Below are 25,435 nucleotides of genomic sequence, written 5' to 3'. Positions count from 1 at the left end.
GTGTCGCTCATAGCGGCGGACTGTGGGCACAATTGGCTTTGGCGTCGCAGAGCGCGCAACGGATTGGGGAGGCAGGAACGACGGTGGCGGAACGGAGCACGGCTGCCGTCGACGTGGCAGACAACAGCGGCGACGAGCCGCTGACCGCGCAGGCGGACCAGTCCACGGCCGACGGGGAGGCCCAGAACCGGGAGCGGGACACGGAAAGCTCGGCGAGCGAAGAGGCACACGGAAGCGGCGGCACCGAGAGCCCTTCCAGGACGACACCGCCCGAACTGCACAGTGGTCACAAGCTCGCCAGGCGCTACCGCCTCGAAGAGTGCGTCACCCGTCTGGACGGTTTCAGCAGTTGGCGTGCCGTGGACGAGAAACTGCGGCGCGCGGTGGGAGTTCACGTCCTGCCGGCCGACCACGCACGCGCCCGTGCCGTGCTGGCGGCGGCGCGTTCCTCGGCGCTGCTGGGTGACCCCCGATTCGTCCAGGTGCTGGACGCCGTGGAGGAGAACGACCTCGTGTACGTGGTGCACGAGTGGCTCCCCGACGCCACGGAACTGACGACGCTCCTCGCCTCCGGCCCCCTGGAACCGCATGACGCGTACCAGATGGTCAGCCAGGTCTCGCACGCCATGGCCGCCGCCCACCGCGAGGGCCTGGCCCACCTCCGGCTGAACCCCAGCGCCGTCCTGCGCTCCGCCGCCGGACAGTGGCGCATCCGCGGCCTCGCGGTGAACGCGGCGCTGCGCGGCATTCGGTCCGACACCCCCCAGCGCACGGACACCGAGGCGATCGGCGCACTGCTCTACGCGTCGCTCACCCAGCGCTGGCCCTACGAGAACGACGCACACGGCCTCTCCGGGCTTCCCAAGGGCGTCGGGCTCATCGCTCCCGACCAGGTGCGGGCCGGCGTCCACCGCGGTCTGTCCGAGCTCGCCATGCGCGCCCTGGCCAACGACGGCGCCACCGCCTCCCGGCACGAATCTCCGTGCACGACACCGGAGGAGCTGGTGAAGGCGATCGGCGAGATGCCCCGCATCCGCCCGCCGGAGTCGGTGTTCACCGCCCCGCCCGACTATCAGCGCACCACGTACCAGCAGGGCACCTACGGCCGTCAGACGTCCCACCCGGGCGCCACCCAGCCCATTGCGACCCCTCCGCCGCCGCTGCAGAGCCGTACCGGAAAGGCCCTCAAGTGGGCTGTGTCGGCGTTGCTGATCGCCGCGCTCGGTCTGGGCAGCTGGCAGCTGGCGGACGCTCTGATGGAGCGCGGCAACCGGTCCGACGACACGGACACGAGCCAGACGACGGACAACGACAAGGGCGACAACCCCGCCAAGCCGCTCACGAGGCGCAGCATCAGCGGCGCCGTGGAGTACTACCCGGACGGTAAGCCGCAGCACGCCAACGACGTGCAGCTGACCTACGACAAGAGCGGTTCCACGTACTGGCGGACTTACTCCTTCAACGACGGCCCCACCCTCGCGCCCTACAAGCAGGGCGTCGGCATCGTCTACGACCTGGGCTCTGCCCAGGAGGTGTCGGCTGCGTCAATAGGGCTGTACTACGCCGGCGACCACACGTCGGCCACCCTCTACGCGGCCGACTCCCTGTCGTCGTCCGCCCCCCTCAACTCGATGACGAAGATCGCCACGAGCACGACCAGCGGGACCAACCTGAAGATCTCCGCCAAGAAGCCGGTGAAGACCCGGTACGTTCTGGTCTGGTTGACCGCCGTACCCAAGTCGGGGCCGGACCAGTTCAGTGGCGCCGGCTACAAGCAGGCGATCACCGACGTGAAGTTCATGGGCTGAGAGTTCTGCGAGGAAGGGGGTCCGATGGCGCCAGGCGCTGATCACAGCGGAACGAGCGATCAGGACCTCCTGGCCCAGCATGTCGAGGGCGATCCCGATGCCTTCGCGGAACTCGTGCGGCGTCACCGGGACCGGCTGTGGGCGGTGGCGCTGCGGACCCTGGGAGACCGTGAGGAGGCCGCTGACGCCGTCCAGGACGCGCTGGTCTCCGCCTATCGGGCCGCGCACACCTTCCGCGGTCAGTCGGCCGTCACGACCTGGCTCCACCGCATCACGGTGAACGCCTGCCTGGACCGCGCCCGCAAGGCAGCCTCACGCAAGACCTCCCCGGTCGACGACACCGAGCGCCTGGAGCAACTGCTGGAGCCGCACGAGTCGGCCTCCGCGCCCGCCGAGCGCAACGATGTGCACCGCCAGCTCCTCGAGGCCCTGGGCACCCTGCCGCAGGACCAGCGCGCGGCCCTCGTCCTGGTGGACATGCAGGGCTACCCGGTGGCGGAGGCCGCTCGGATCCTCGATGTCCCGACCGGGACGGTGAAGAGCCGCTGTGCCCGTGGCAGAGCCAGGCTTCTGCCGCTGCTGACCCATCTCCGCGGTGACGGAGGGGGTGACGGCGGCGAAAAGTCGGGGCGCGGAAGGAACCGGACGCAGGGGACATCCGTCCCACCCGCAGCAGGACCACATGATGCAGGGCCAAGCGATTCAGCTGCTGTGAAGGGCGGAGGTGGGCGAGCGTGACATCCACGACCGACACAGCCGGACACCCGGACGTCGAGGAGATCTCCGACCTCACCGAAGGTCTCCTACCGCCGTCCCGTACGGAGGACGTCCGACAGCACCTGGACCAGTGCGCCCTCTGCGCTGATGTGTACGCCTCGCTGGAGGAGATCCGAGGCTTGCTCGGCACCCTGCCGGGCCCACCACGCATGCCTGACGACGTGGCTGGACGGATCGATGCCGCGCTGGCTGCCGAGGCCCTGCTGAACGCCACCGCACCCGACCTGGAGGTCGTGCCCGGTACGTCCGACCCCTCTGCTTCGGCGTCCCACGCGGACGACCGTGTATGTGTTTCACGTGAAACATCGACCGTGGCGGATCGTCCCGCCGGCCACGGTCGCGGGCCAACGGGCCCCGGCCGTCCCACGCCCAAGCGGCGCACCCGTCGCGTCAAGATCCTCGCCGCGGCGTTCGCGACCGCCGCTCTGGGGCTTGGCGTGCTTCTCGTCCAGTCGGTGAGCGACAGCGGCTCGGGGGACGACTCTCCCATTGCTCAGAGCCCTGCCTCCGATGTGTTCTCCGGGGTCAAGCTGCAGAAGCGGGTGGATGATCTTCTCGGCGGCCAAACGACGAAGGAGGCGCCGGGCCGCGAGTCGGTCGGCGCCAATACGGCACCGGATGATCCGGAGATGTTCGGCACGAGCCCCACCACGAAGCTCACGAAGGACGTGCCTCCCTGCATCGCCAAGGGCATCGGCGACGTGACAGGGGCCGTCGCCTCGGAACCGGGAACGTATCAGGGGACGGATGCCTATCTCGTCCTCATGCCCGTCCCGGACGATGCTTCGCACGTCACGGCTTACGTGGTCGATGCCTCCTGCGTGGGCAAGTCCTCGGCACCCGCCGGAGAGGTTCTGCTGAAGCAGACCTACGCCCGCCCCTGAGGACTGCCTGCCACGCCACCCCTGGCATCCCTGTGCGGCGCCACGACTCCGTGTGCCCGGACACACCGGGAATGTACGCCCCTTAGGATCCGTTGGGTGGGGTGAGAGTTCCGAGAGCAGCTCCCACCGGCAGTACGCAGCAGTCTCCAGAGACGAGGAAACAAGCCGTGAGCGACGTCCGTAACGTGATCATCATCGGCTCCGGGCCCGCCGGCTACACGGCAGCGCTCTACACCGCGCGCGCATCGCTGAAGCCGCTGGTGTTCGAGGGAGCCGTCACCGCAGGCGGCGCGCTCATGAACACCACCGAGGTGGAGAACTTCCCCGGCTTCCGGGACGGCATCATGGGCCCTGACCTCATGGACAACATGAGGGCCCAGGCCGAGCGCTTCGGTGCCGAGCTCATTGCGGACGACGTCGTGGCCGTCGACCTGGCCGGTGAGATCAAGACGGTCACGGACACGGCAGGCACCGTCCACCGTGCCAAGGCCGTCATCGTCACCACCGGGTCCCAGCACCGCAAGCTCGGGCTGCCCAACGAGGACGCCCTCTCCGGGCGTGGCGTCTCCTGGTGCGCCACCTGTGACGGGTTCTTCTTCAAGGACCAGGACATCGCCGTGATCGGTGGCGGTGACACCGCCATGGAGGAGGCCACCTTCCTCTCCCGGTTCGCCAAGTCGGTGACCGTCGTCCACCGCCGGGACACGCTGCGCGCCTCGAAGGCGATGCAGGAGCGTGCGTTCGCCGACCCGAAGATCTCCTTCATCTGGGACAGCGAGGTCGCGGAGATCCAGGGCGACCAGAAGCTCTCCGCCCTGAAGCTGCGCAACCTCAAGACGGGCGAGACGTCCGACCTGCCGGTGACGGGCCTGTTCATCGCGATCGGCCACGACCCGCGCACGGAACTCTTCAAGGGTCAGCTCGACCTGGACGACGAGGGCTATCTGAAGGTCGCCGCCCCGTCGACCCGGACGAACCTGACCGGTGTATTCGGCGCCGGCGATGTCGTCGACCACACCTACCGCCAGGCGATCACCGCGGCCGGCACCGGCTGCTCCGCCGCCCTCGACGCCGAGCGCTTCCTCGCCGCCCTCGCAGACGGCGAGCAGACCGCCGAGCCCGAGAAGACCACCGTCTGACCCCCGTCCGCCCCACCGCACCAACCAGTTAGGAGCCCGCCGTGGCCGGCACCCTGAAGAACGTGACCGACGACTCCTTCGAGCAGGACGTCCTGAAGAACGACAAGCCCGTCCTGGTGGACTTCTGGGCCGCATGGTGCGGTCCGTGCCGCCAGATCGCGCCGTCCCTCGAAGCGATCGCCCAGGAGTACGGCGACAAGATCGAGATCGTCAAGCTCAACATCGACGAGAACCCGGCCACGGCCGCCAAGTACGGCGTCATGTCCATCCCGACCCTGAACGTCTACCAGGGCGGCGAGGTCGCCAAGACCATCGTCGGTGCCAAGCCGAAGGCCGCGATCGTGCGCGACCTCGAGGACTTCATCGCTCAGTAGGTACCGCTGCCGTCGCACGGCGACGATGTTTCACGTGAAACATGAAAGGGCCGACCCCACCGGGGTCGGCCCTTTCGCTTGCACCGGCTCGCTTCGGTCGTTCTCAGAGCGGTCGCAGTGCGGGTTCCTTCTGGACCGCTCCCAGAAGTCGGTCGAGCGCCAACTCGACGTCCTCCTTCCAGGACAGCGTGGTCCGCAGTTCCAACCGCAGCCGGGGGTACGCGTGGTGGGGACGGACCGTCTTGAAGCCCACGGCTGTCAGATGGTCAGCGGGCAGGACACAGGCCGGTTCCTTCCAGCGTGCGTCGCCGAATGCCTCGATCGCCTTGAAGCCTCGCCTCAGTAGATCCTTGGCCACGGTCTGCACCATCACCCGGCCGAGCCCTTGCCCCTGAAAGCCCGGCACGATGAAGGCAGTTATCAACTGAACCGCGTCCGGAGAGATCGGGCTGGTGGGGAACGCCGTGGAGCGTGGCACATAGGCCGGCGGTGCGTAGAGCACGAAGCCCGCCGGAACGTCGTCCACATAGACGACCCGCCCGCAGGAACCCCAGTCCAGAAGAACCGCAGAGATCCAGGCTTCTTTCTCCAGTGCGGGAGTGCCTGCCTTTACCGCTGCCTCACCACTGACTGGGTCCAGCTCCCAGAAGACGCACGAGCGGCAACGCTTGGGAAGGTCCTGAAGGTTGTCCAGCGTGAGCGGTACGAGCCGACGCCCCATGAAGGCTGTTCCTCGCTTCCTTCGCCCGCAGCGTCGCGAGCGGCTGTCAGAGCGCTTCGCTCCCTGAGCAGGCTGCCGATGAACCCGCCGACCGCGCCCAGTCCCAGGCCCGCGGTCACCAGACCGGAACGGCTCACGGATCGCATTGCCCCCGCCTCCCATGAAGGTGCCACAAGGTGGATGCGCCATACCCAACCGCATCGTATCGACGATGTGATTGCCTAGACACTGCCTGCAAGCAAAGAGCGGACTGTGTCCGGTATACATCGGACCCAGCCCGCTCATGGGGTCGACCAGCCGAAAGGCGTCCCGCTGGTCGAAGGATCAGCCCTCGGCCTCGTCGCTGTCGTCGTCCAGCAGGCTCCGCTGAAGGACGGGCCCTTCACCGGGGGCGAGCGACGACAGGATGCGTTCCAGATCTTCCATCGAGGCGAACTCGACAGTGATCTTTCCCTTCTTCTGGCCCAGGTCGACCTTCACCCGGGTCTCGAAGCGGTCCGAGAGCCGGGTCGCCAGATCGCTCAGCGCGGGGGAGACGCGTGCGCCGGCCCGAGGGCCCTTGGAGCGTGAGGTCGCCTTGGGCCGCGAGCCCATGAGCGTCACGATTTCCTCGACGGCTCGTACCGACAGTCCTTCGGCCACGATCCGGTGGGCCAGCTTGTCCTGCTCCTCCGAGTCGTCGACCGAGAGCAGCGCTCGGGCGTGCCCGGCGGAGAGCACACCGGCGGCCACGCGCCGCTGCACCGCGGGGGAAAGCTTCAGCAGACGCAGGGTGTTGGAGACCTGAGGGCGGGAACGGCCGATGCGGTCCGCCAGCTGGTCGTGCGTGCAGTTGAAGTCCCTGAGCAACTGGTCGTAGGCAGCGGCCTCTTCCAGCGGGTTCAGCTGGGCCCGGTGGAGGTTCTCCAGGAGAGCGTCCAGAAGGAGCTTCTCGTCGTCCGTGGCCCGCACGATCGCCGGGATCGCCTCCAGGCCGGCCTCACGGCAGGCACGCCAGCGCCGCTCACCCATGATGAGCTCATAGCGGGCCGGTCCCAGTTGCCGTACGACGACAGGCTGGAGAAGGCCGACCTCCTTGATGGAGGTGACCAGCTCCTGGAGGAGGTCCTCGTCGAACACCTCACGGGGCTGCCGTGGGTTCGGCGTGATCGAGTCGAGGGGCAGCTCGGCGAAGTGGGCGCCAATGGGGGCTGCGGGTACCTCGATGCCGCCGTTCGGAGGAAGCTCCTCTGTTTCACGTGAAACATTGGGCAGCGTGGCGACCCTCGCGGCCGCCACTCCGCGCTCCTGGGAAAGGACCGGTACCGCTGTCGGTGAGGGAGACGCAGGGCCTCCGATGGCCGGCGGCGCCGCCTTCTCCCCAGTCGGGGCTGCTGGGATCAGTGCGCCAAGACCACGGCCCAACCCCCTCCGTCGCTCACTCACTGGATCCCCTCCACCATGCTCGGGTTGTTCTGTGCGCCGATGTGCGCGTGCGTCGGGTCATAGCCCACGCCGACGCCCTTCAGCGCAATTTCTCGTGCCGCCTCAAGGTACGAGAGGGCACCGCTCGATCCTGGATCGTAAGTCAGCACGGTCTGCCCGTAGCTGGGCGCCTCGGAGATACGGACAGAGCGCGGAATGCTCGTCCGTAGCACCTCGTCGCCGAAGTGGTTGCGCACCTCGTCGGCGACCTGGGAGGCAAGACGCGTCCGGCCGTCGTACATGGTGAGCAGAATGGTCGACACGTGGAGGGTGGGATTGAGGTGTCCCCGCACCAGGTCGACATTGCGGAGCAGCTGGCCGAGGCCCTCCAGCGCGTAGTACTCACACTGGATCGGGATGAGGACTTCCTGGCCGGCGACCAAGGCGTTGACCGTCAGCAGGCCGAGTGAGGGAGGGCAGTCGATCAGGATGTAGTCCAGCGGCTGCTCGTATGCCTGAATTGCTCGCTGGAGCCGACTCTCACGGGCCACCAGCGATACCAGCTCGATCTCCGCACCGGCGAGATCGATCGTGGCAGGAGCGCAGAAGAGTCCCTCGACATCCGGAACGGGCTGGACGATCTCTGCCAGAGGCTTGCTCTCGACCAGCACGTCGTAGATGGACGGCACCTCGGCATGGTGATCGATCCCGAGCGCGGTGGACGCGTTGCCCTGGGGGTCCAGGTCGATCACCAGGACACGGGCGCCATGCAGAGCCAGCGAGGCGGCGAGGTTGACCGTGGTCGTGGTCTTGCCGACGCCGCCCTTCTGGTTGGCGACCACCATGACTCGGGTCTGCTCAGGCCGGGGCAGTCCTTCCCCGGCGCGGCCCAGAGCCTCTACTGCCAGCTGGGCAGCACGACCGATGGGAGTGTCGTCCATCGGGGGCGGTGTTTCACGTGAAACATCCTCCCCCATCGATTCGGTACGGGGACCGGGGACCGGATCGGTCATCGGTCCCGCGATGTTGGCGTCGGACCGCAAGGATTCACTCTCCTCGACTTCAGGCTCGCAATGAACAGAGCCTCCCATGTCTTCGGGGTCATGAACCAGTGAGGCCTGGGGTTCTGTGGAGAATTCCACCTCTGTGGAAATCTCCGTCGCCTCTCCGAGTGACCCGAGAGGCTTCCGGTCGCGCGGTTCGGCCGCAGCGCGGCCCCGGCCGATGATGCCGTGTAGCAGTGAGCGACGTTTCACGTGAAACACGATGCCTAGCCGCTCAGGTCACCACCGCGCGACACTCCGACATGCGTGGGCGGGGAGGCTTGTGTGGAGTACGCCTCATCGTCAGGACGGCGTGATCAGTGGTCGAGCGTGGCCCTCAACGACGCCGCCGGGCCCGTCCCGTCCGGGCCGCCTTCGCCCGCTTCGCCGCGAAGCGCACACCGCCGGGACTCTCGCCGACTTCCACACGCACGACCGTGGACAGCGGATCGACGACGCCCTCACCGACATGGTGGATGGAGGTCTCCACCGCGCCGAGCTTGCTCAGGGCCGTGGCCGCGCTCTTCAACTCCTCCTCAGCGGTGTCGCCCTTGAGCGCCAGCATCTCCCCGTACGGCCGCAGGAGCGGAATGCCCCAGGTGGCCAGTCGGTCCAGGGGAGCCACGGCCCGTGCCGTCACCACGTGGACTGGCTGAAGCGTGCCGAGGACTTCTTCGGCACGACCTCGGACGACGGTGACGTGGTCGAGGCCCAGCAGTTCCACGACCTCCGTCAGGAAATTCGTGCGCCGCAGCAGCGGCTCCAGCAGCGTGATCTTCAGGTCGTCCCGGACGAGTGCCAGCGGGATACCGGGCAGTCCGGCGCCGGAGCCGACGTCGCAGACCGTCACTCCCTCGGGCACGACCTCGGAGAGCACCGCGCAGTTCAGCAGGTGCCGCTCCCACAGGCGAGGTACTTCCCGTGGGCCGATGAGACCCCGCTGCACTCCCGCCTCCGCCAGCAGTTCGGCGTACCGGACCGCGTCCGCGTAGCGATCACCGAATACATCGCGCGCCTGCTCGGGCGCAGGGGGGAGCTCCGCTGCCTCCGTCACGGGGACCGTCCTTCCGTACCGCAAGAGCGCACTGTGCGCTGACACCAGAACAACAGGCTGACAAAGTACGGCCCCGCCTGCGGGCAGACGGGGCCGGAGAAACGTACGTACCGAATCAGGCAGGCAGCACGACGACGAAGCGCTGCGGCTCCTCGCCCTCGGACTCGCTGCGCAGGCCCGCGGTCTTGACCGCGTCGTGCACGACCTTGCGCTCGAAGGGCGTCATCGGCTTCAGCTTGACGGGCTCGCCGGTGCTCTTCGCCTCGGCGGCGGCCTTGGCGCCCAGCTCGGAGAGTTCGGCGCGCTTCTTGGCGCGGTAGCCGGCGATGTCGAGCATCAGACGGCTGCGGTCGCCGGTCTCGCGGTGCACGGCCAGGCGCGTCAGCTCCTGGAGCGCTTCGAGCACCTCGCCCTCCCGGCCGACGAGCTTCTGCAGATCACGGCTGCCGCTGTCGCTGATGATCGAGACAGAGGCACGGTCGGCCTCGACGTCCATGTCGATGTCGCCGTCGAGATCGGCGATGTCCAGCAGACCTTCCAGGTAGTCCGCCGCGATCTCACCCTCCTGCTCCAGGCGGGTGAGGGTGTCTCCACCCTCGGAGGCGGCGGAGGTGGTGCCTTCCGTCACGGGATGGGCTCCTTCTTACTTCTTGGACGGGGACTTGGGGCGCTGCTGGCCCTTGCGCTGACCGGACTGGGCCTTGCTGCGGCCGCTGGCTCCGGGCTTGGGCGCCGCCTTCTTGGCTGCGGCCGCCGGCGTGGCGTCCTCGGGCTCGTCGGTCTTGCTGAGCGAGGTGGGCGCGCTCTGCTGCTCGGCGTCGTCGGCGGTCTTCGTGACACCGGCCTGACGCTGGGCTTTGGTCTGGCGCTTGGGCTGCTGGCGCTTGGCGGGAGTCGGCGTACCGTCCTCTGCGGTGGCCACGGCCGAGGCCTCGCCCTTGATCACGGTTCCGTCGGGCTGGGCCGCGAGGCCCTCCTTGTTCAGACCGTTGATGAACTTGCGCTCGTACTCGTTGCGGTCACGGCCCTTGACGACGATCGCCTTGACGATGGCGCGCTCACGCCGGTTGCGGGTCTTGCCGTGGCGCGTGACGTGCTTGAGGAGGCGTTCCAGGTACGCGGCCTGGGCCTTGGAACCCGGGGTCGGGTTGTTGTGGATGACGTACATCTGCTGGCCCATGGTCCACACGTTGGTGGTCAGCCAGTAGACGAGGACACCGACGGGGAAGTTGATGCCGAAAACGGCGAACATGATCGGGAAGATGTACATCAGCATCTTCTGCTGCTGCATGAACGGCGTCTTCACCGTGGTGTCGACGTTCTTCGTCATCAGCTGACGCTGCGTGTAGAACTGCGACAGCGACATCAGCACGATCATGATCGCGGTCACGATGCGGACCGTGGTGATCGAGGCGTCGAGCGCCGAGGCCTCAGCCGCGCTGTCCGTGAAGGTCGCGGCCAGCGGAGCACCGAAGATGTGCGCCTTCTGCGCGCTCTCCAGCAGGCTCTCGTTGATGACACCGATGGTGTCGTTGTTCGCGATGCTGTTGAGCACGTGGTACAGGGCGAAGAAGAACGGCGACTGCGCCAGGATGGGAAGGCACGAGGAGAGCGGGTTGGTGCCCGTCTCCTTGTACAGCTTCATCATCTCTTCGGACTGACGCTGCTTGTCGTTCTTGTAGCGCTCCTGGATCTTCTTCATCTCGGGCTGGAGCGTCTGCATGGCCCGAGTCGCCTTGATCTGCTTCACGAAGAGCGGGATCAGACAGATCCGGATCAGGATCACCAGGGACACGATGGACAGGCCCCAGGCCCAGCCGGTGTCATCGCCGAAGAGGGCGCCGTACACCTTGTGGAACTGGACGATGACCCAGGAGACGGGTGTCGTGATGAAGCTGAAGAGACTGGCAATCGTGTCCACTAATCATGCTCCTTGGGCATGGGACGGGCTCTCGGCGGCCGGGCTCGAAGGGACATGCCCCTCGGTGGCCGGTTCGGCGGCGGAGGACCCGCCCTTGCGTGCGCGCCACGCACCACGCACCAGCTCGTGCCACCGCGGACGCTTGCGCGGCGGGACGTGATCCACACCGCCGAGCGACCACGGGTTGCACCGCAGGATGCGCCAGGCCGTGAGGGCCGTGCCCTTGATCGCGCCGTGGCGGTCGATGGCCGTGTAGCCGTAGTGGGAGCACGACGGGTAGTACTTGCACACCGGCCCGAGCAGCGGACTGATCGTCCACTGGTACAGCTTGATCAGCGCCAGCAGCGGGTACTTCATCGTGCGCCCCCTCCCAGTAGCCGTCGTATGGCGGCATCCAGGTCTTGGGCCAGTTGTACGTGGTCGGCGTCGCCCGCACCGGGCAGCGCTCGTACGACTACCAGGCTACCGGGGGGAAACTGGGCGACTCGATCGCGCATGAGATGGCGAAGCCTGCGCTTCACCTTGTTGCGGACGACCGAACCGCCGACGGCCTTGCTCACGACGAAACCCGCACGCGTCGGGGGAGCGCTCTCCCCAGGCGCGTGCGGGTCCGTGGAACCGCTACGTAGGTGAACGACGAGGAGCGGGCGTCCAGCCCGACGCCCTCGTCGTACCGCGGTCGCGAAGTCCTCGCGCCGCCTCAGCCGGTTCTCGGTGGGCAGCACGACGGCATGACCTGACCGGGATCAGGCGGACAGACGGGCGCGACCCTTGCTACGGCGGGACGCGAGAATCGCGCGGCCGGCACGGGTGCGCATACGCAGCCGGAAGCCGTGGGTCTTCGCGCGACGACGGTTGTTCGGCTGGAAGGTGCGCTTGCTCACTCGGGGGCTCCAGAAATAAATCGGTAGTTGCGGGGTGCCGTCCTGGCTGTCACCGTGCGCCCACGAGTAGCTCGTATTACGCCCGAGTGCACCGCTTTCCGATCACCTGACGCGATCTGTGCCCATCGGAGGCAGGCGGCAGCAGCCATCGACAACTCGACCTGGTTACGGTACGCGCGGCTGAGCCGTCCGGTCAAACCAGAGGTCACGGAGGGACACTATCCACAGGCTGGGGACAACAACTTGAACCGTACCGGCCGCCGTGACTACCGTGACGGAACTCCGATTCGTTCCCATTCCTCGGCTGCGGGTGACCGACCGACCCACCAGACCCGGGCCCGAGAGCACCACCCGAGTTCCATCCCGACCCCCGTCCCAGAACCACACGTTCGTGGGACCTGTGAGAGAGCGTGCCCTGTGGCTGACGTACCTGCCGATCTTGCCGCAGTGTGGCCACGAGTACTGGAACAACTTCTGGGTGAGGGCCGAGGCCAAGGGGTCGAGGTCAAGGACGAGCGCTGGATCAGGCGCTGTCAGCCGCTCGCGCTGGTGGCGGACACCGCTCTGCTCGCCGTCCCGAACGAGTTCGCGAAGGGCGTACTCGAAGGCCGGCTCGCGCCGATCGTCAGCGAGACCCTGAGCCGGGAGTGCGGCCGCCCGATCCGTATCGCGATCACGGTGGACAGTTCCGTCGGCGAGACGCCGGCGCCGCCTGTCCAGTCCCGCTTCGAGGAGCCCGAGCCCTCCACGGGCCCGGGCCAGAGCCGCGACTCCTACGACGGCAGGGACGCCTACGACGGCAGGGACACGTACGACGGCGTACGGGACGCGCGCGGCCCGTACGACAGCCAGGGCTCCTACGACAATCAGAACTCGTACGAGGGCCAGGGCCGCGATCCCTACGAGAGCTACGGCCGCCACCGCGCCGACGACCGAGGCACCGGCGGGCCGGGCGACCAGCTTCCGCCGCCGCGCGCGGACCAGCTGCCCACCGGCCGCGCCGACCAGCTCCCGACCGCGCGCCCCGCGTACCCGTCGGAGTACCAGCGCCCCGAGCCGGGCGCCTGGCCCCGCCCGTCGCAGGACGACTACGGCTGGCAGCAGCAGCGGCTCGGCTTCCCGGAGCGCGACCCGTACGCGTCGCCGTCGTCGGACTACCGTCCGCAGACGATGGAGCGGCCGCCGTACGACCAGCGCTCGGAGTACGACGCGCCGCGCGCCGACTACGACAAGCCCCGCAGCGACTACGCCCGGTCGGACTACGACCGGCCGGGCGGCGACTACGACCAGCGGCCGGACCGGCGTGAGCTTCCCGAGTCGTCGCCGGGGGGCCCTGGCGCGCACCGGGGCGGTCCGGCCGGGGGTGCGCCGGGTCCGCTGGCCGCGCAGCCCGCTCCGGCGACCGGTCCGGGTGAGCCCACGGCCCGCCTGAACCCGAAGTACCTCTTCGACACGTTCGTCATCGGCGCCTCGAACCGCTTCGCGCACGCCGCCGCGGTGGCCGTCGCCGAGGCGCCGGCCAAGGCGTACAACCCCCTCTTCATCTACGGGGAGTCCGGCCTCGGCAAGACGCACCTGCTGCACGCGATCGGGCACTACGCGCGCAGCCTGTACCCGGGGACGCGGGTGCGGTACGTGAGCTCGGAGGAGTTCACCAACGAGTTCATCAACTCCATCCGCGACGGCAAGGGCGACAGCTTCCGCAAGCGGTACCGCGAGATGGACATCCTGCTCGTCGACGACATCCAGTTCCTGGCGGACAAGGAGTCGACGCAGGAGGAGTTCTTCCACACGTTCAACACGCTCCACAACGCGAACAAGCAGATCGTGCTCTCCAGCGACCGGCCGCCCAAGCAGCTGGTGACCCTGGAGGACCGGCTGCGCAACCGCTTCGAGTGGGGGCTGATCACCGATGTGCAGCCGCCCGAGCTGGAGACGCGTATCGCGATCCTCCGCAAGAAGGCGGTGCAGGAGCAGCTCAACGCCCCGCCCGAGGTGCTGGAGTTCATCGCGTCCCGCATCTCGCGCAACATCCGCGAGCTGGAGGGCGCGCTGATCCGGGTGACGGCGTTCGCGTCGCTCAACCGGCAGCCGGTGGACCTGGGCCTGACGGAGATCGTCCTCAAGGATCTGATCCCCGGCGGGGAGAACGCGTCGCCCGAGATCACCGCGACGGCGATCATGGCGGCGACGGCCGACTACTTCGGGCTCACGGTCGAGGACCTGTGCGGCACCTCGCGTGGCCGTGCCCTGGTGACCGCCCGGCAGATCGCCATGTATCTGTGCCGTGAGCTGACCGATCTGTCGCTGCCGAAGATCGGCGCGCAGTTCGGCAACCGGGACCACACGACCGTCATGCACGCCGACCGCAAGATCCGTGCGCTGATGGCCGAGCGGCGCTCCATCTACAACCAGGTGACCGAGCTGACGAACCGCATCAAGAACGGCTGAGGACCCAAGAACGGCCGAGGTGCGGGCCGGCCCGTAGAACGGCGCCGTGCGCCGCGGACAGCCTCCTCCACACACCACCGAGGGCGCCCCGGGATCAGTTCCCGAGGGCGCCTTCGGCGTTCCCGAGGCCGTTTTCGACGTCCGTGAGGGCCTCCGGGGGGCCTCCGGGGACCCTCCGGGCGGACGTCAGGCGTCACCGGGCCGTCAGCCGGTGTTCGAATACCTGGCGCGTTACGGCCGTCCTCCACAGATTCGGGGACTTTCTCCCGTCCACACCCTGGGGACCGGGAAGTTATGCAGATCATGTCCACAGGGCGGCCTGGTGAGGGATCATCAGGCCAGGTCAACAGCCTGTGGATTGGTGGACGAAAGATCTCCACAGACTGTGGACGAAGGGAAGATCCACAGACTGTGGACGAAGTTGTCCACCGGCAACCCACAGCCTGTGGCCGGTTGTCCCCAGCGATCCCCAGCTTCTCCACATGCCTGTCCACTGTTCGGCAAGCAAACCTGCCTTCTCACCGCGTCGAGTGAAAGGCGTCACATGAAGTTGCCTGGTTGGGCTGTGGGAAAGGTGGGTAAACCTGGGGACGCGGTTGGGGAGAAGTGCCGTCAGGCTGTGCACGGGGTGTGCAGAACTTTCTGTTCTCCACAGACAGGCGTGGTTGTCCACCGCCTCCACCCACAGGCCCCGTGGACAAAATCTCCGACCTGAGCTGCGCAAACGCGGTTATCCACGGTTTCCACAGCCCCTACTACTACTCCCAACTAGAGAGAGCTGGGAGTTCGTTTCGAAGGGGGCCCTGTGCACAACTCGCTCTCGGCTGCCCGACCGCGCCTCGTCACGACTTGACCCCGGAAGGCTCCGAGTGTCAGTGGTGTGCGTCAGACTGTTCCCCGGTGTCCTTCCCCTCGCAGGAGCCAGCGACACCGCGACAGACGACGAAGCCAGGCAGGCCGAGAAGCGCCGGCAACAGCAGGAGGCGGCAACAGTGAAGATCCGGGTGGAACGCGACGTACTCGCGGAGGCCGTGGCCTGGGCGGCGCGCAGCCTCCCGGCCCGTCCGCCGGCGCCTGTCCTCGCCGGCCTCCTTCTGAAGGCCGAGGAAGGCCAGCTGAGCCTGTCCGGCTTCGACTACGAGGTCTCCGCGCGGGTGTCCGTGGAGGCGGAGGTCGAGGAGGAGGGCACCGTCCTCGTCTCGGGCCGTCTCCTCGCCGACATCTGCCGCGCCCTCCCCAACCGCCCGGTGGAGATTTCCACAGACGGTGTACGGGCGACGGTGGTCTGCGGTTCCTCACGGTTCACCCTTCACACACTGCCTGTGGAGGAGTACCCGTCCCTGCCGCAGATGCCGAACGCCACGGGCACCGTCCCCGGCGAGGTCTTCGCCTCCGCCGCCGCCCAGGTGGCCATCGCCGCCGGGCGCGACGACACGCTGCCCGTTCTCACCGGTGTGCGCATCGAGATCGAGGGCGACACGGTCACGCTGGCCTCCACCGACCGCTACCGCTTCGCGGTCCGCGAGTTCCTGTGGAAGCCGGAGAACCCGGACGCCTCCGCGGTCGCCCTGGTGCCCGCCAAGACGCTCCTGGACACCGCCAAGGCGCTCACGAGCGGCGACAGCGTCATCCTGGCGCTCTCCGGCTCGGGCGCGGGCGAGGGCCTGATCGGTTTCGAGGGCGCCGGCCGCCGGACGACCACCCGCCTTCTCGAGGGCGACCTGCCGAAGTACCGCACGCTGTTCCCGACCGAGTTCAACAGCGTGGCCGTGATCGAGACCGCCCCGTTCGTGGAGGCCGTCAAGCGTGTGGCCCTGGTCGCCGAGCGGAACACCCCGGTGCGGCTCAGCTTCGAGCAGGGCGCGCTGACGCTGGAGGCCGGTTCCAGCGACGACGCACAGGCTGTGGAAAGGGTCGACGCCCAGCTGGAGGGCGACGACATCTCGATCGCCTTCAACCCCACGTTCCTGCTGGACGGCCTGAGCGCCATCGACTCCCCGGTCGCGCAGTTGTCCTTCACGACGTCCACCAAGCCCGCGCTGCTCAGCGGCAAGCCCGCGGTGGACGCGGAGGCGGACGAGGCATACAAGTACCTGATCATGCCGGTGCGGCTCAGCGGCTGACCCGCCGGGCGACGCCTGTCGCCGCCCTCGGGCGGCCGGAGATCGTCCACAGCGCTGCGGGGCCCGGTGGATCACCGGGCCCTCGGTGCGAAAGCGCAGGTCGGGGCGTACGTATGAGCGGCTATGCCCACAGGTGTGCGTGAGCGTCCGGGTTTAGGCTCGTGCATGGGTACGCAGTGCCCTCATGCCACGTCGCAACCTAAGGAACAACTGATGGAGCTCGGTCTCGTCGGCCTCGGCAAGATGGGCGGCAACATGCGCGAGCGGATACGCCGCGCGGGCCACACCGTCATCGGATACGACCGGAACCCGGATCTCGCCGATGTCCACAGCCTCGAAGAGCTTGTGGGCAAGCTCAAGGGCCCCCGCGTCGTGTGGGTGATGGTCCCGGCAGGCGCCCCCACCCAGTCGACCATCGACGAGCTGGCCGAACTCCTGGAGCCCGGCGACGTCGTCGTGGACGGCGGCAACTCGCGCTGGACGGACGACGAGAAGCACGCCGAGGAGCTGGCGGCCAAGGGCATCGGCTTCGTCGACTGCGGAGTCTCCGGCGGCGTCTGGGGCCTGGAGAACGGCTACGCGCTGATGTACGGCGGCGACGCGGAGCACGTGGCCAGGGTCCAGCCGGTCTTCGACGCGCTGAAGCCCGAGGGCGACTCCGGTGCGGTGCACGCCGGCAAGGTCGGCGCCGGGCACTTCGCGAAGATGGTTCACAACGGCATCGAGTACGCGATGATGCAGGCGTACGCCGAGGGCTGGGAGCTGCTGGAGAAGGTCGATTCCGTCACGGACGTCCGTGAGGTCTTCCGCTCCTGGCAGGAGGGCACGGTCATCCGCTCCTGGCTGCTCGACCTGGCCGTGAACGCCCTGGACGAGGACGAGCACCTGGACGGGCTCCGCGGTTACGCACAGGACTCGGGCGAGGGCCGCTGGACGGTGGAGGCGGCCATCGACCACGCCGTGCCGCTGCCGGCGATCACGGCCTCCCTCTTCGCGCGGTTCGCGTCGCGCCAGGAGGACTCACCGCAGATGAAGATGATCGCGGCGCTGCGGAACCAGTTCGGCGGCCACGCGGTCGAGAAGAAGTAACCCGCGCCCCAAGGCCCGCGGAACACACGAACACCACTACGGTCGACGACAAGTCATCCACAGGACCGCACCGCGGTCCACAACCCCTGGGGGAGGTCGGCAGCCGACCATGCACGTCACGCATCTGTCGCTGGCCGACTTCCGCTCGTACGCCCGGGTCGAGGTCCCGCTCGACCCGGGCGTCACCGCGTTCGTCGGGCCCAACGGACAGGGCAAGACGAACCTGGTCGAGGCCGTCGGCTACCTGGCCACCCTCGGCAGCCACCGCGTCTCCTCCGACGCGCCCCTGGTCCGCATGGGCGCCGACCGGGCGGTCATCCGGGCCCAGGTGCGGCAGGGCGAGCGGCAGCAACTGGTCGAGCTGGAGCTGAACCCCGGCAAGGCCAACCGCGCCCGCATCAACAGGTCATCGCAGGTCAGGCCGCGTGATGTGCTCGGCATCGTACGGACGGTGCTGTTCGCGCCGGAGGACCTCGCCCTGGTGAAGGGCGACCCCGGCGAGCGGCGCCGCTTCCTCGACGAGCTGATCACCGCGCGGGCGCCCCGCATGGCGGGTGTGCGCTCCGACTACGAGCGGGTCCTCAAGCAGCGCAACACCCTCCTGAAGACGGCCGCACTGGCCCGCCGCCACGGCGGCCGCACGATGGACCTGTCCACACTCGACGTCTGGGACCAGCACCTCGCGCGCGTCGGCGCCGAACTGCTCGCCCAGCGCCTGGACCTGGTCGCCGCGATCCAGCCGCTGGCCGACAAGGCGTACGAGCAGCTGGCCCCCGGCGGCGGCCCCGTCGGTCTGGAATACAAACCCTCCTCTCCAGGGATCGTGGGGCACGCGCGCGAGGAGCTGTACGAGCAGCTGACGGCCGCCCTCGCCGAGGCCCGCAAGCAGGAGATCGAGCGGGGCGTCACGCTCGTGGGCCCCCACCGGGACGATCTGGTTCTCAAACTCGGTCAGCTGCCCGCCAAGGGCTACGCCTCACACGGGGAGTCCTGGTCGTACGCCCTGGCGCTGCGCCTCGCCTCCTACGACCTGCTGCGGGCCGAGGGCAACGAGCCGGTGCTGATCCTCGACGACGTCTTCGCCGAGCTGGACGCGCGACGGCGGGAGCGGCTGGCCGAGCTGGTCGCGCCGGGCGAGCAGGTCCTGGTGACCGCCGCGGTCGACGACGACGTGCCCGGCGTCCTGACGGGGACGCGGTTCGCCGTGTCCGACGGGACGGTGGAGCGCGTATGAGCGGATCCGAGGGGAGCCCGAAGACTCCCGAGCCGTCCGGAGTGGACCTCGCGCGCGTGGCGCTGCGCGCCGCCAAGGAAGCCGCACGCGCGCGTGGGGACGCCGCCCGGCAGAAGAGCCAGGCGCGGCGCGGCGGCGGTCTGCGCTCCGGCGCCCGAACCGACGGCCGGGACCCGATGGCCCTCGGCTCCGCCATCAACCGTCTGATCACCGAGCGGGGCTGGGAGACGCCGGCCGCCGTCGGCGGAGTGATGGGCCGCTGGCCGCAGATCGTCGGCGACGACCTGGCCAGGCGCTGCGTTCCCGAGCGGTACGACGAGGACGAGCGGGTCCTGCACGTGCGGTGCGACTCCACGGCCTGGGCGACGAACCTGCGCCTGCTCGCCCCGCAACTGGTCGCCCGGCTCAACGAGGACCTCGGCCACGGCACCGTACGGCTGCTCAAGGTCCACGGCCCCGGTGGTCCCGCCCACCGCTATGGCCCGCTGCGGGCCCCCGGAAGCACCGGTCCTGGCGATACCTACGGGTGACCGTAGTCACATTTTGACGCTCGCCCGGAGGCCGTCGGCCGCCCGGTCGCCCCCCCCTGTGATCCCGCGCACTCGGTCGCGTGCGGATGCGAACCCCTACCTGACCCGGGGGTAGCAAAGGGTTGACACCCGAAAGCGCTGAGTGCCTCCGTGAGCCTCCTGGAGCCCCGCTCCGCATATGGGGAGTCGGGAAGGACCGGTTGAGGGCGGCACATGCGGACTCAGGTACCGGCAAACCCCCATCACTGTCGGCGCTACCGGTAGACTGGAAGCGAAACCCGCCCCATTCGTGGGGACCGCTTCGGAAACACTGTGCAACGCTGACAAAGGCTTCCACCGCTACATGCCGCAGCCGCTCCGGCAAACCCGCCGGGAGCCTGGCTTGTGCTGTGCCAGAAAGGGCGCTTCGTGGCCGATTCCGGCAACCCCAACGAGAACATCCCGTCCACCGAGGCCCTGGCCGGAACGGCCGAGGCCTCATCCTCGGCGTACGACGCCAGCGCCATCACCGTCCTCGAAGGGCTGGACGCGGTCCGCAAGCGGCCCGGCATGTACATCGGCTCGACCGGTGAGCGTGGCCTGCACCACCTGGTGCAGGAGGTCGTCGACAACTCCGTCGACGAGGCCCTGGCCGGGCACGCCGACACGATCGACGTGACGATCCTGCCCGACGGCGGCGTCCGTGTCGTGGACAACGGCCGTGGCATCCCCGTGGGCATCGTCCCGTCGGAGGGCAAGCCTGCCGTCGAGGTCGTGCTGACCGTCCTGCACGCCGGCGGCAAGTTCGGCGGCGGCGGCTACGCGGTCTCCGGTGGTCTGCACGGCGTGGGTGTCTCCGTCGTGAACGCGCTGTCGACCAAGGTGGCCGTCGAGGTCAAGACGGACGGCTACCGCTGGACGCAGGACTACAAGCTGGGCGTCCCGACGGCCCCGCTGGCCAGGCACGAGGCCACGGAGGAGCACGGCACCTCGGTGACCTTCTGGGCCGACCCGGACATCTTCGAGACCACCGACTACTCCTTCGAGACGCTCTCGCGGCGCTTCCAGGAGATGGCGTTCCTCAACAAGGGTTTGACGATCAAACTCACTGACGAGCGCGAGTCCGCCAAGGCCACCGCGGGCGCTGACGAGGCCGGCGAGGACGAGAAGCACGAGGTCAAGACGGTCACGTACCACTACGAGGGCGGCATCGTCGACTTCGTGAAGCACCTCAACTCCCGCAAGGGGGACGTGGTGCACCCCTCCGTCATCGACTTCGAGGCGGAGGACAAGGAGAGGCACCTCTCCGTCGAGATCGCGATGCAGTGGAACAGCGGTTACAGCGAGGGTGTGTACTCCTTCGCCAACATCATCCACACGCACGAGGGCGGTACCCACGAAGAGGGCTTCCGCGCGGCGCTCACCGGTCTGATCAACCGCTACGCGCGCGACAAGAAGCTGCTGCGGGAGAAGGACGACAACCTCACCGGTGACGACATCCGTGAGGGTCTGACCTCGATCATCTCGATCAAGCTGAGCGAGCCGCAGTTCGAGGGCCAGACCAAGACCAAGCTGGGCAACACGGAGGCCAAGACCTTCGTGCAGAAGGTCGTGCACGAGCACCTCACCGACTGGCTGGACCGCAACCCGAACGAGGCCGCGGACATCATCCGCAAGTCCATCCAGGCGGCCACCGCGCGCGTGGCGGCCCGCAAGGCCCGTGACCTCACGCGCCGCAAGGGCCTGCTGGAGACGGCGTCCCTGCCGGGCAAGCTGAGCGACTGCCAGTCGAACGACCCCACCAAGTGCGAGATCTTCATCGTCGAGGGTGACTCCGCCGGCGGCTCCGCCAAGTCCGGCCGCAACCCGCAGTACCAGGCGATCCTCCCGATCCGCGGCAAGATCCTCAACGTCGAGAAGGCGCGGATCGACAAGATCCTGCAGAACCAGGAGATCCAGGCGCTGATCTCCGCCTTCGGCACCGGGGTCCACGAGGACTTCGACATCGAGAAGCTCCGCTATCACAAGATCATCCTGATGGCGGACGCCGACGTCGACGGTCAGCACATCAACACCCTGCTGCTGACCTTCCTGTTCCGCTTCATGCGCCCGCTGGTCGAGGCCGGACACGTCTTCCTGTCGCGTCCGCCGCTCTACAAGATCAAGTGGGGCCGGGACGACTTCGAGTACGCCTACTCGGACCGCGAGCGCGACGCCCTGATCGAGCTCGGCCGGCAGAACGGCAAGCGCATCAAGGAAGACTCGATCCAGCGCTTCAAGGGTCTCGGCGAGATGAACGCCGAGGAGCTGCGCATCACGACCATGGACCAGGACCACCGTGTCCTCGGCCAGGTCACGCTCGACGACGCCGCCCAGGCCGACGAGCTGTTCTCGGTGCTCATGGGCGAGGACGTCGAGGCCCGGCGCCAGTTCATCCAGCGCAACGCCAAGGACGTCCGCTTCCTCGACATCTGAGTCGGTCTCAGCTGACCGCACCAGGAAGGATCCCCACCAGCAATGGCCGACGAGATCACCCCCGTCACGCCTGACCCCAACGAGGGCGAGACCACCCTGCGCATCGAGCCCGTCGGGCTCGAGACGGAGATGCAGCGCTCGTACCTGGACTACGCGATGTCCGTCATCGTGTCCCGCGCGCTGCCCGACGTACGCGACGGTCTCAAGCCCGTCCACCGCCGTGTCCTGTACGCCATGTACGACGGCGGCTACCGGCCCGAGAAGGGCTTCTACAAGTGCGCCCGCGTCGTCGGCGACGTCATGGGCAACTACCACCCGCACGGCGACTCCTCGATCTACGACGCGCTGGTCCGCCTCGCGCAGCCGTGGTCGATGCGCATGCCGCTGGTGGACTCCAACGGCAACTTCGGCTCTCCGGGCAACGACCCGGCGGCGGCCATGCGCTACACCGAGTGCAAGATGGCGCCGCTGTCGATGGAGATGGTCCGTGACATCGACGAGGAGACCGTCGACTTCACGGACAACTACGACGGCCGCTCCCAGGAGCCGACCGTCCTGCCGGCCCGCTTCCCGAACCTGCTGATCAACGGCTCGGCCGGTATCGCGGTCGGCATGGCCACCAACATCCCGCCGCACAACCTCCGCGAGGTCGCGGCCGGCGCCCAGTGGTACCTGGAGAACCCGGAGGCATCCCACGAGGAGCTCCTGGACGCGCTGATCGAGCGGATCAAGGGCCCCGACTTCCCGACCGGCGCCCTGGTCGTCGGCCGCAAGGGCATCGAGGAGGCGTACCGCACGGGCCGCGGCTCCATCACGATGCGCGCGGTCGTCGAGGTCGAGGAGATCCAGAACCGCCAGTGCCTGGTGGTCACGGAACTGCCGTACCAGGTCAACCCGGACAACCTCGCGCAGAAGATCGCCGACCTCGTCAAGGACGGCAAGATCGGCGGCATCGCCGACGTCCGTGACGAGACGTCCTCCCGCACGGGCCAGCGCCTGGTCATCGTGCTGAAGCGGGACGCGGTCGCCAAGGTCGTGCTGAACAACCTGTACAAGCACACCGACCTGCAGACGAACTTCGGCGCCAACATGCTGGCGCTGGTCGACGGCGTGCCGCGCACGCTCTCCCTGGACGCGTTCATCCGCCACTGGGTGACGCACCAGATCGAGGTCATCGTCCGCCGTACGAAGTTCCGGCTGCGCAAGGCCGAGGAGCGCGCGCACATCCTGCGTGGTCTGCTGAAGGCCCTGGACGCCATCGACGAGGTCATCGCGCTGATCCGGCGCAGCGACACCGTCGACATCGCGCGCACCGGCCTGATGGAGCTCCTGGAGATCGACGAGATCCAGGCCAACGCCATCCTCGAGATGCAGCTGCGCCGGCTGGCCGCCCTGGAGCGTCAGAAGATCCTCCAGGAGCACGCCGAACTTCAGGCGAAGATCAACGAGTACAACGAGATCCTCGCGTCCCCGGTCCGCCAGCGCGGGATCGTCAGCGCCGAACTCGCCGCGATCGTCGAGAAGTACGGCGACGACCGCAAGACGATGCTGGTCCCCTACGACGGCGACATGTCCATCGAGGACCTCATCGCCGAGGAGGACATCGTCGTCACGGTCACGCGCGGCGGTTACGTCAAACGCACCAAGACCGACGACTACCGGGCGCAGAAGCGCGGCGGCAAAGGCGTACGCGGCGCGAAGCTCAAGGAAGACGACATCGTCGACCACTTCTTCGTGTCCACGACCCACCACTGGCTGCTGTTCTTCACCAACAAGGGCCGTGTGTACCGGGCCAAGGCCTACGAGCTGCCGGACGCGGGACGTGACGCGCGTGGACAGCACGTCGCCAACCTGCTGGCCTTCCAGCCGGACGAGGCCATCGCGGAGATCCTCGCGATCCGCGACTACGAGGCCACGCCGTACCTGGTGCTCGCCACCAAGGGCGGTCTTGTGAAGAAGACGCCTCTGAAGGATTACGATTCGCCCCGTTCCGGCGGCGTCATCGCGATCAACCTCCGTGAGAAGGAGGACGGTTCCGATGACGAACTGATCGGAGCCGAACTCGTATCGGCAGAGGATGACATCCTTCTGATCAGCAAGAAGGCACAGTCGATCCGCTTCACCGCGACCGACGACGCGCTGCGGCCCATGGGCCGTGCGACCTCGGGTGTCAAGGGCATGAGTTTCCGCGAGGGAGACGAGCTGCTCTCGATGAATGTTGTTCGACCCGGTACGTTCGTGTTCACTGCCACAGACGGCGGGTACGCGAAGCGGACCGCCGTCGACGAGTACCGCGTTCAGGGTCGCGGCGGCCTCGGCATCAAGGCCGCCAAGATCGTGGAGGACCGCGGTTCCCTCGTCGGCGCGCTGGTGGTCGAGGAGACCGACGAGATCCTCGCCATCACGTTGTCGGGCGGTGTGATTCGTACGCGAGTCAATGAGATCAGGGAAACCGGCCGTGACACCATGGGCGTCCAACTGATCAACCTGGGCAAGCGCGATGCCGTGGTCGGTATCGCCCGTAACGCCGAGGCGGGACGTGAGGCGGAGGAGGTCGACGGCGAGGACGCCGTCGACGAGACCGCCGAGGGCGTCGCGACGATCGGCACGGACGAGGGTGAGGCGCCCTCGGCCGAGTAGCACGAGGAGTGAGTCAGCGTGAGCGGAGCCACGGGCGCCGGATCGTCCGGTAGTTCGTCCGGCACTTCGACCGGTGCGGAAACGGACGGCGGCGGCCGTGGCTCCGCCGCGCGTGCGATGGACACGCACACGACGCAACTGAAGGCGATCAAGCCGAACCCGACCGATTCGGCTTCGCCCTCACCCTCGTCCGAGAAGCATGGACCGCAGGGGGGAAGCGTGACGGACACGAGGGGTGCGCAGGCCAAGGCGCCGGCGCCCGGGACCCCGGCGGCCGCGCCGGGCGGGAGCGGGCGCCAGACGCCGACGCAGCCCCAGCCGAGGGCCGGCGCGCAGCCGTCGGCGCAGGCCGCCGGCTCGGCTCTCCCCGGGGAGCGCGGCCCGCAGCAGCAGGCGGGGCCGTACCACCCGCCGCAGGCATACCCGGCGGGAGGACCGGACGAGAACGCGTCCCGTCTTCCGCGTACGGGGGCGCGGACCGTGCCGCGTACCCGCAAGGCGCGGCTGCGGGTGGCCAAGGCCGACCCGTGGTCGGTGATGAAGGTCAGCTTCCTGCTCTCCATCGCCCTCGGCATCTGCACGATCGTCGCGGCCGCGGTGCTGTGGATGGTCATGAACGCGATGGGCGTCTTCTCCACGGTCGGCGCGACGATCTCCGAGGCCACCGGCTCGAACGAGTCCAACGGCTTCGATCTGCAGGCGTTCCTGTCGCTGCCCAACGTGCTGATCTTCACGACGATCATCGCGGTCATCGACGTCGTCCTCGCCACCGCCCTCGCGACCCTCGGCGCCTTCATCTACAACCTCTCCGCGGGCTTCGTCGGCGGCATCGAGCTGACGCTGGCGGAGGACGAGTAGGGCGACGGCGCTCTGAAGGGAGGCCCTCAGCGGGGTGTCCCACCGCG

General features: G+C 68.2%; 22 protein-coding genes. 13 read left to right on the top strand and 9 right to left on the bottom strand.

What is annotated here, in order from left to right:
- Positions 1-83 precede the first annotated feature (83 nt).
- From ACZ4Z2_RS08875 to trxA, 5 genes are all read left to right on the top strand, one after another.
- Positions 84-1,808, top strand: coding sequence for a protein kinase family protein (locus tag ACZ4Z2_RS08875; RefSeq protein ID WP_468073846.1), 1,725 nt, complete (start codon positions 84-86; stop codon positions 1,806-1,808).
- A gap of 24 nt (positions 1,809-1,832) precedes the next feature.
- Entirely contained in the window at positions 1,833-2,546 is a 714-nt protein-coding gene (gene sigM, locus ACZ4Z2_RS08870) for an RNA polymerase sigma factor SigM (protein WP_468073844.1), read from the top strand.
- The gene (locus ACZ4Z2_RS08865; RefSeq protein WP_468073842.1) at positions 2,543-3,469 is read left to right on the top strand and encodes an anti-sigma factor family protein; all 927 of its coding nucleotides are present in this window, start codon (positions 2,543-2,545) and stop codon (positions 3,467-3,469) included. The genes sigM and ACZ4Z2_RS08865 overlap by 4 nt, the downstream gene beginning before the upstream one ends.
- 167 nt (positions 3,470-3,636) lie before the next feature.
- Positions 3,637-4,608, top strand: a complete 972-nt coding sequence (gene trxB, locus ACZ4Z2_RS08860) for a thioredoxin-disulfide reductase (protein ID WP_468073840.1) — start codon at positions 3,637-3,639, stop codon at positions 4,606-4,608.
- 41 nt (positions 4,609-4,649) lie between these two features.
- Positions 4,650-4,982 (top strand): thioredoxin, encoded by a 333-nt coding sequence (gene trxA, locus ACZ4Z2_RS08855; RefSeq protein WP_055537149.1) that lies wholly within the window; start codon positions 4,650-4,652, stop codon positions 4,980-4,982.
- A 103-nt stretch (positions 4,983-5,085) separates the two neighbouring features.
- Here the strand turns inward: trxA and ACZ4Z2_RS08850 are convergent, their stop codons facing one another.
- The 9 genes from ACZ4Z2_RS08850 to rpmH all read right to left on the bottom strand — a co-directional run bounded on the left by ACZ4Z2_RS08850 (position 5,086) and on the right by rpmH (position 12,009).
- Entirely contained in the window at positions 5,086-5,703 is a 618-nt protein-coding gene (locus ACZ4Z2_RS08850) for a GNAT family N-acetyltransferase (RefSeq protein ID WP_468073838.1), read from the bottom strand.
- Between the two features lie 324 nt (positions 5,704-6,027).
- Positions 6,028-7,128: a ParB/RepB/Spo0J family partition protein gene (locus ACZ4Z2_RS08845; RefSeq protein ID WP_468073836.1), complete on the bottom strand. Its 1,101-nt coding sequence runs from the start codon at positions 7,126-7,128 to the stop codon at positions 6,028-6,030.
- A complete protein-coding gene (locus ACZ4Z2_RS08840; RefSeq protein ID WP_390950781.1) occupies positions 7,125-8,198 on the bottom strand; it encodes a ParA family protein in 1,074 nt (357 codons plus the stop codon). Before ACZ4Z2_RS08840 ends, ACZ4Z2_RS08845 begins: the two co-directional genes overlap by 4 nt.
- Before the next feature lie 289 nt (positions 8,199-8,487).
- The gene (gene rsmG, locus ACZ4Z2_RS08835; RefSeq protein WP_390950683.1) at positions 8,488-9,204 is read right to left on the bottom strand and encodes a 16S rRNA (guanine(527)-N(7))-methyltransferase RsmG; all 717 of its coding nucleotides are present in this window, start codon (positions 9,202-9,204) and stop codon (positions 8,488-8,490) included.
- Positions 9,205-9,319: 115 nt separating this feature from the next.
- The gene (locus tag ACZ4Z2_RS08830; RefSeq protein WP_055514481.1) at positions 9,320-9,832 is read right to left on the bottom strand and encodes a Jag family protein; all 513 of its coding nucleotides are present in this window, start codon (positions 9,830-9,832) and stop codon (positions 9,320-9,322) included.
- 15 nt (positions 9,833-9,847) lie between these two features.
- Complete coding sequence (gene yidC, locus ACZ4Z2_RS08825) at positions 9,848-11,125, bottom strand: membrane protein insertase YidC (protein WP_468073833.1); 1,278 nt, start codon at positions 11,123-11,125, stop codon at positions 9,848-9,850.
- A gap of 3 nt (positions 11,126-11,128) precedes the next feature.
- Positions 11,129-11,482: a membrane protein insertion efficiency factor YidD gene (gene yidD, locus ACZ4Z2_RS08820; RefSeq protein WP_468073831.1), complete on the bottom strand. Its 354-nt coding sequence runs from the start codon at positions 11,480-11,482 to the stop codon at positions 11,129-11,131.
- Positions 11,479-11,850 (bottom strand): ribonuclease P protein component, encoded by a 372-nt coding sequence (rnpA, locus tag ACZ4Z2_RS08815; protein ID WP_159770013.1) that lies wholly within the window; start codon positions 11,848-11,850, stop codon positions 11,479-11,481. Before rnpA ends, yidD begins: the two co-directional genes overlap by 4 nt.
- A 21-nt stretch (positions 11,851-11,871) precedes the next feature.
- Complete coding sequence (gene rpmH / locus ACZ4Z2_RS08810) at positions 11,872-12,009, bottom strand: 50S ribosomal protein L34 (protein WP_003956500.1); 138 nt, start codon at positions 12,007-12,009, stop codon at positions 11,872-11,874.
- Between the two features lie 417 nt (positions 12,010-12,426).
- On the opposite strand from rpmH, the gene dnaA reads away from it, so the two are divergent.
- The 8 genes from dnaA (at position 12,427) to ACZ4Z2_RS08770 (ending at position 25,388) form a co-directional block, all read left to right on the top strand.
- Complete coding sequence (gene dnaA, locus ACZ4Z2_RS08805) at positions 12,427-14,460, top strand: chromosomal replication initiator protein DnaA (RefSeq protein WP_468073829.1); 2,034 nt, start codon at positions 12,427-12,429, stop codon at positions 14,458-14,460.
- A gap of 992 nt (positions 14,461-15,452) precedes the next feature.
- Positions 15,453-16,583, top strand: a complete 1,131-nt coding sequence (gene dnaN, locus ACZ4Z2_RS08800) for a DNA polymerase III subunit beta (RefSeq protein WP_468073828.1) — start codon at positions 15,453-15,455, stop codon at positions 16,581-16,583.
- Between the two features lie 213 nt (positions 16,584-16,796).
- Positions 16,797-17,672, top strand: a complete 876-nt coding sequence (gene gnd / locus ACZ4Z2_RS08795) for a phosphogluconate dehydrogenase (NAD(+)-dependent, decarboxylating) (protein WP_468073826.1) — start codon at positions 16,797-16,799, stop codon at positions 17,670-17,672.
- 109 nt (positions 17,673-17,781) lie between these two features.
- Entirely contained in the window at positions 17,782-18,906 is a 1,125-nt protein-coding gene (recF, locus tag ACZ4Z2_RS08790; RefSeq protein WP_468073825.1) for a DNA replication/repair protein RecF, read from the top strand.
- Complete coding sequence (locus tag ACZ4Z2_RS08785; protein ID WP_468073823.1) at positions 18,903-19,436, top strand: DciA family protein; 534 nt, start codon at positions 18,903-18,905, stop codon at positions 19,434-19,436. The genes recF and ACZ4Z2_RS08785 overlap by 4 nt, the downstream gene beginning before the upstream one ends.
- Positions 19,437-19,820: 384 nt before the next feature.
- The gene (gene gyrB, locus ACZ4Z2_RS08780) at positions 19,821-21,890 is read left to right on the top strand and encodes a DNA topoisomerase (ATP-hydrolyzing) subunit B (protein ID WP_468073821.1); all 2,070 of its coding nucleotides are present in this window, start codon (positions 19,821-19,823) and stop codon (positions 21,888-21,890) included.
- A gap of 42 nt (positions 21,891-21,932) precedes the next feature.
- A complete protein-coding gene (gene gyrA, locus ACZ4Z2_RS08775; protein WP_468073819.1) occupies positions 21,933-24,530 on the top strand; it encodes a DNA gyrase subunit A in 2,598 nt (865 codons plus the stop codon).
- A gap of 18 nt (positions 24,531-24,548) precedes the next feature.
- Positions 24,549-25,388, top strand: coding sequence for a DUF3566 domain-containing protein (locus ACZ4Z2_RS08770; RefSeq protein WP_468073817.1), 840 nt, complete (start codon positions 24,549-24,551; stop codon positions 25,386-25,388).
- The last annotated feature ends 47 nt before the right edge of the window (positions 25,389-25,435 follow it).

Source organism: Streptomyces sp. NPDC030183, assembly GCF_055573455.1.
The sequence above is the reverse complement of the archived record's forward strand: the minus strand, read 5'-3'. Positions and strand labels throughout refer to the sequence as shown.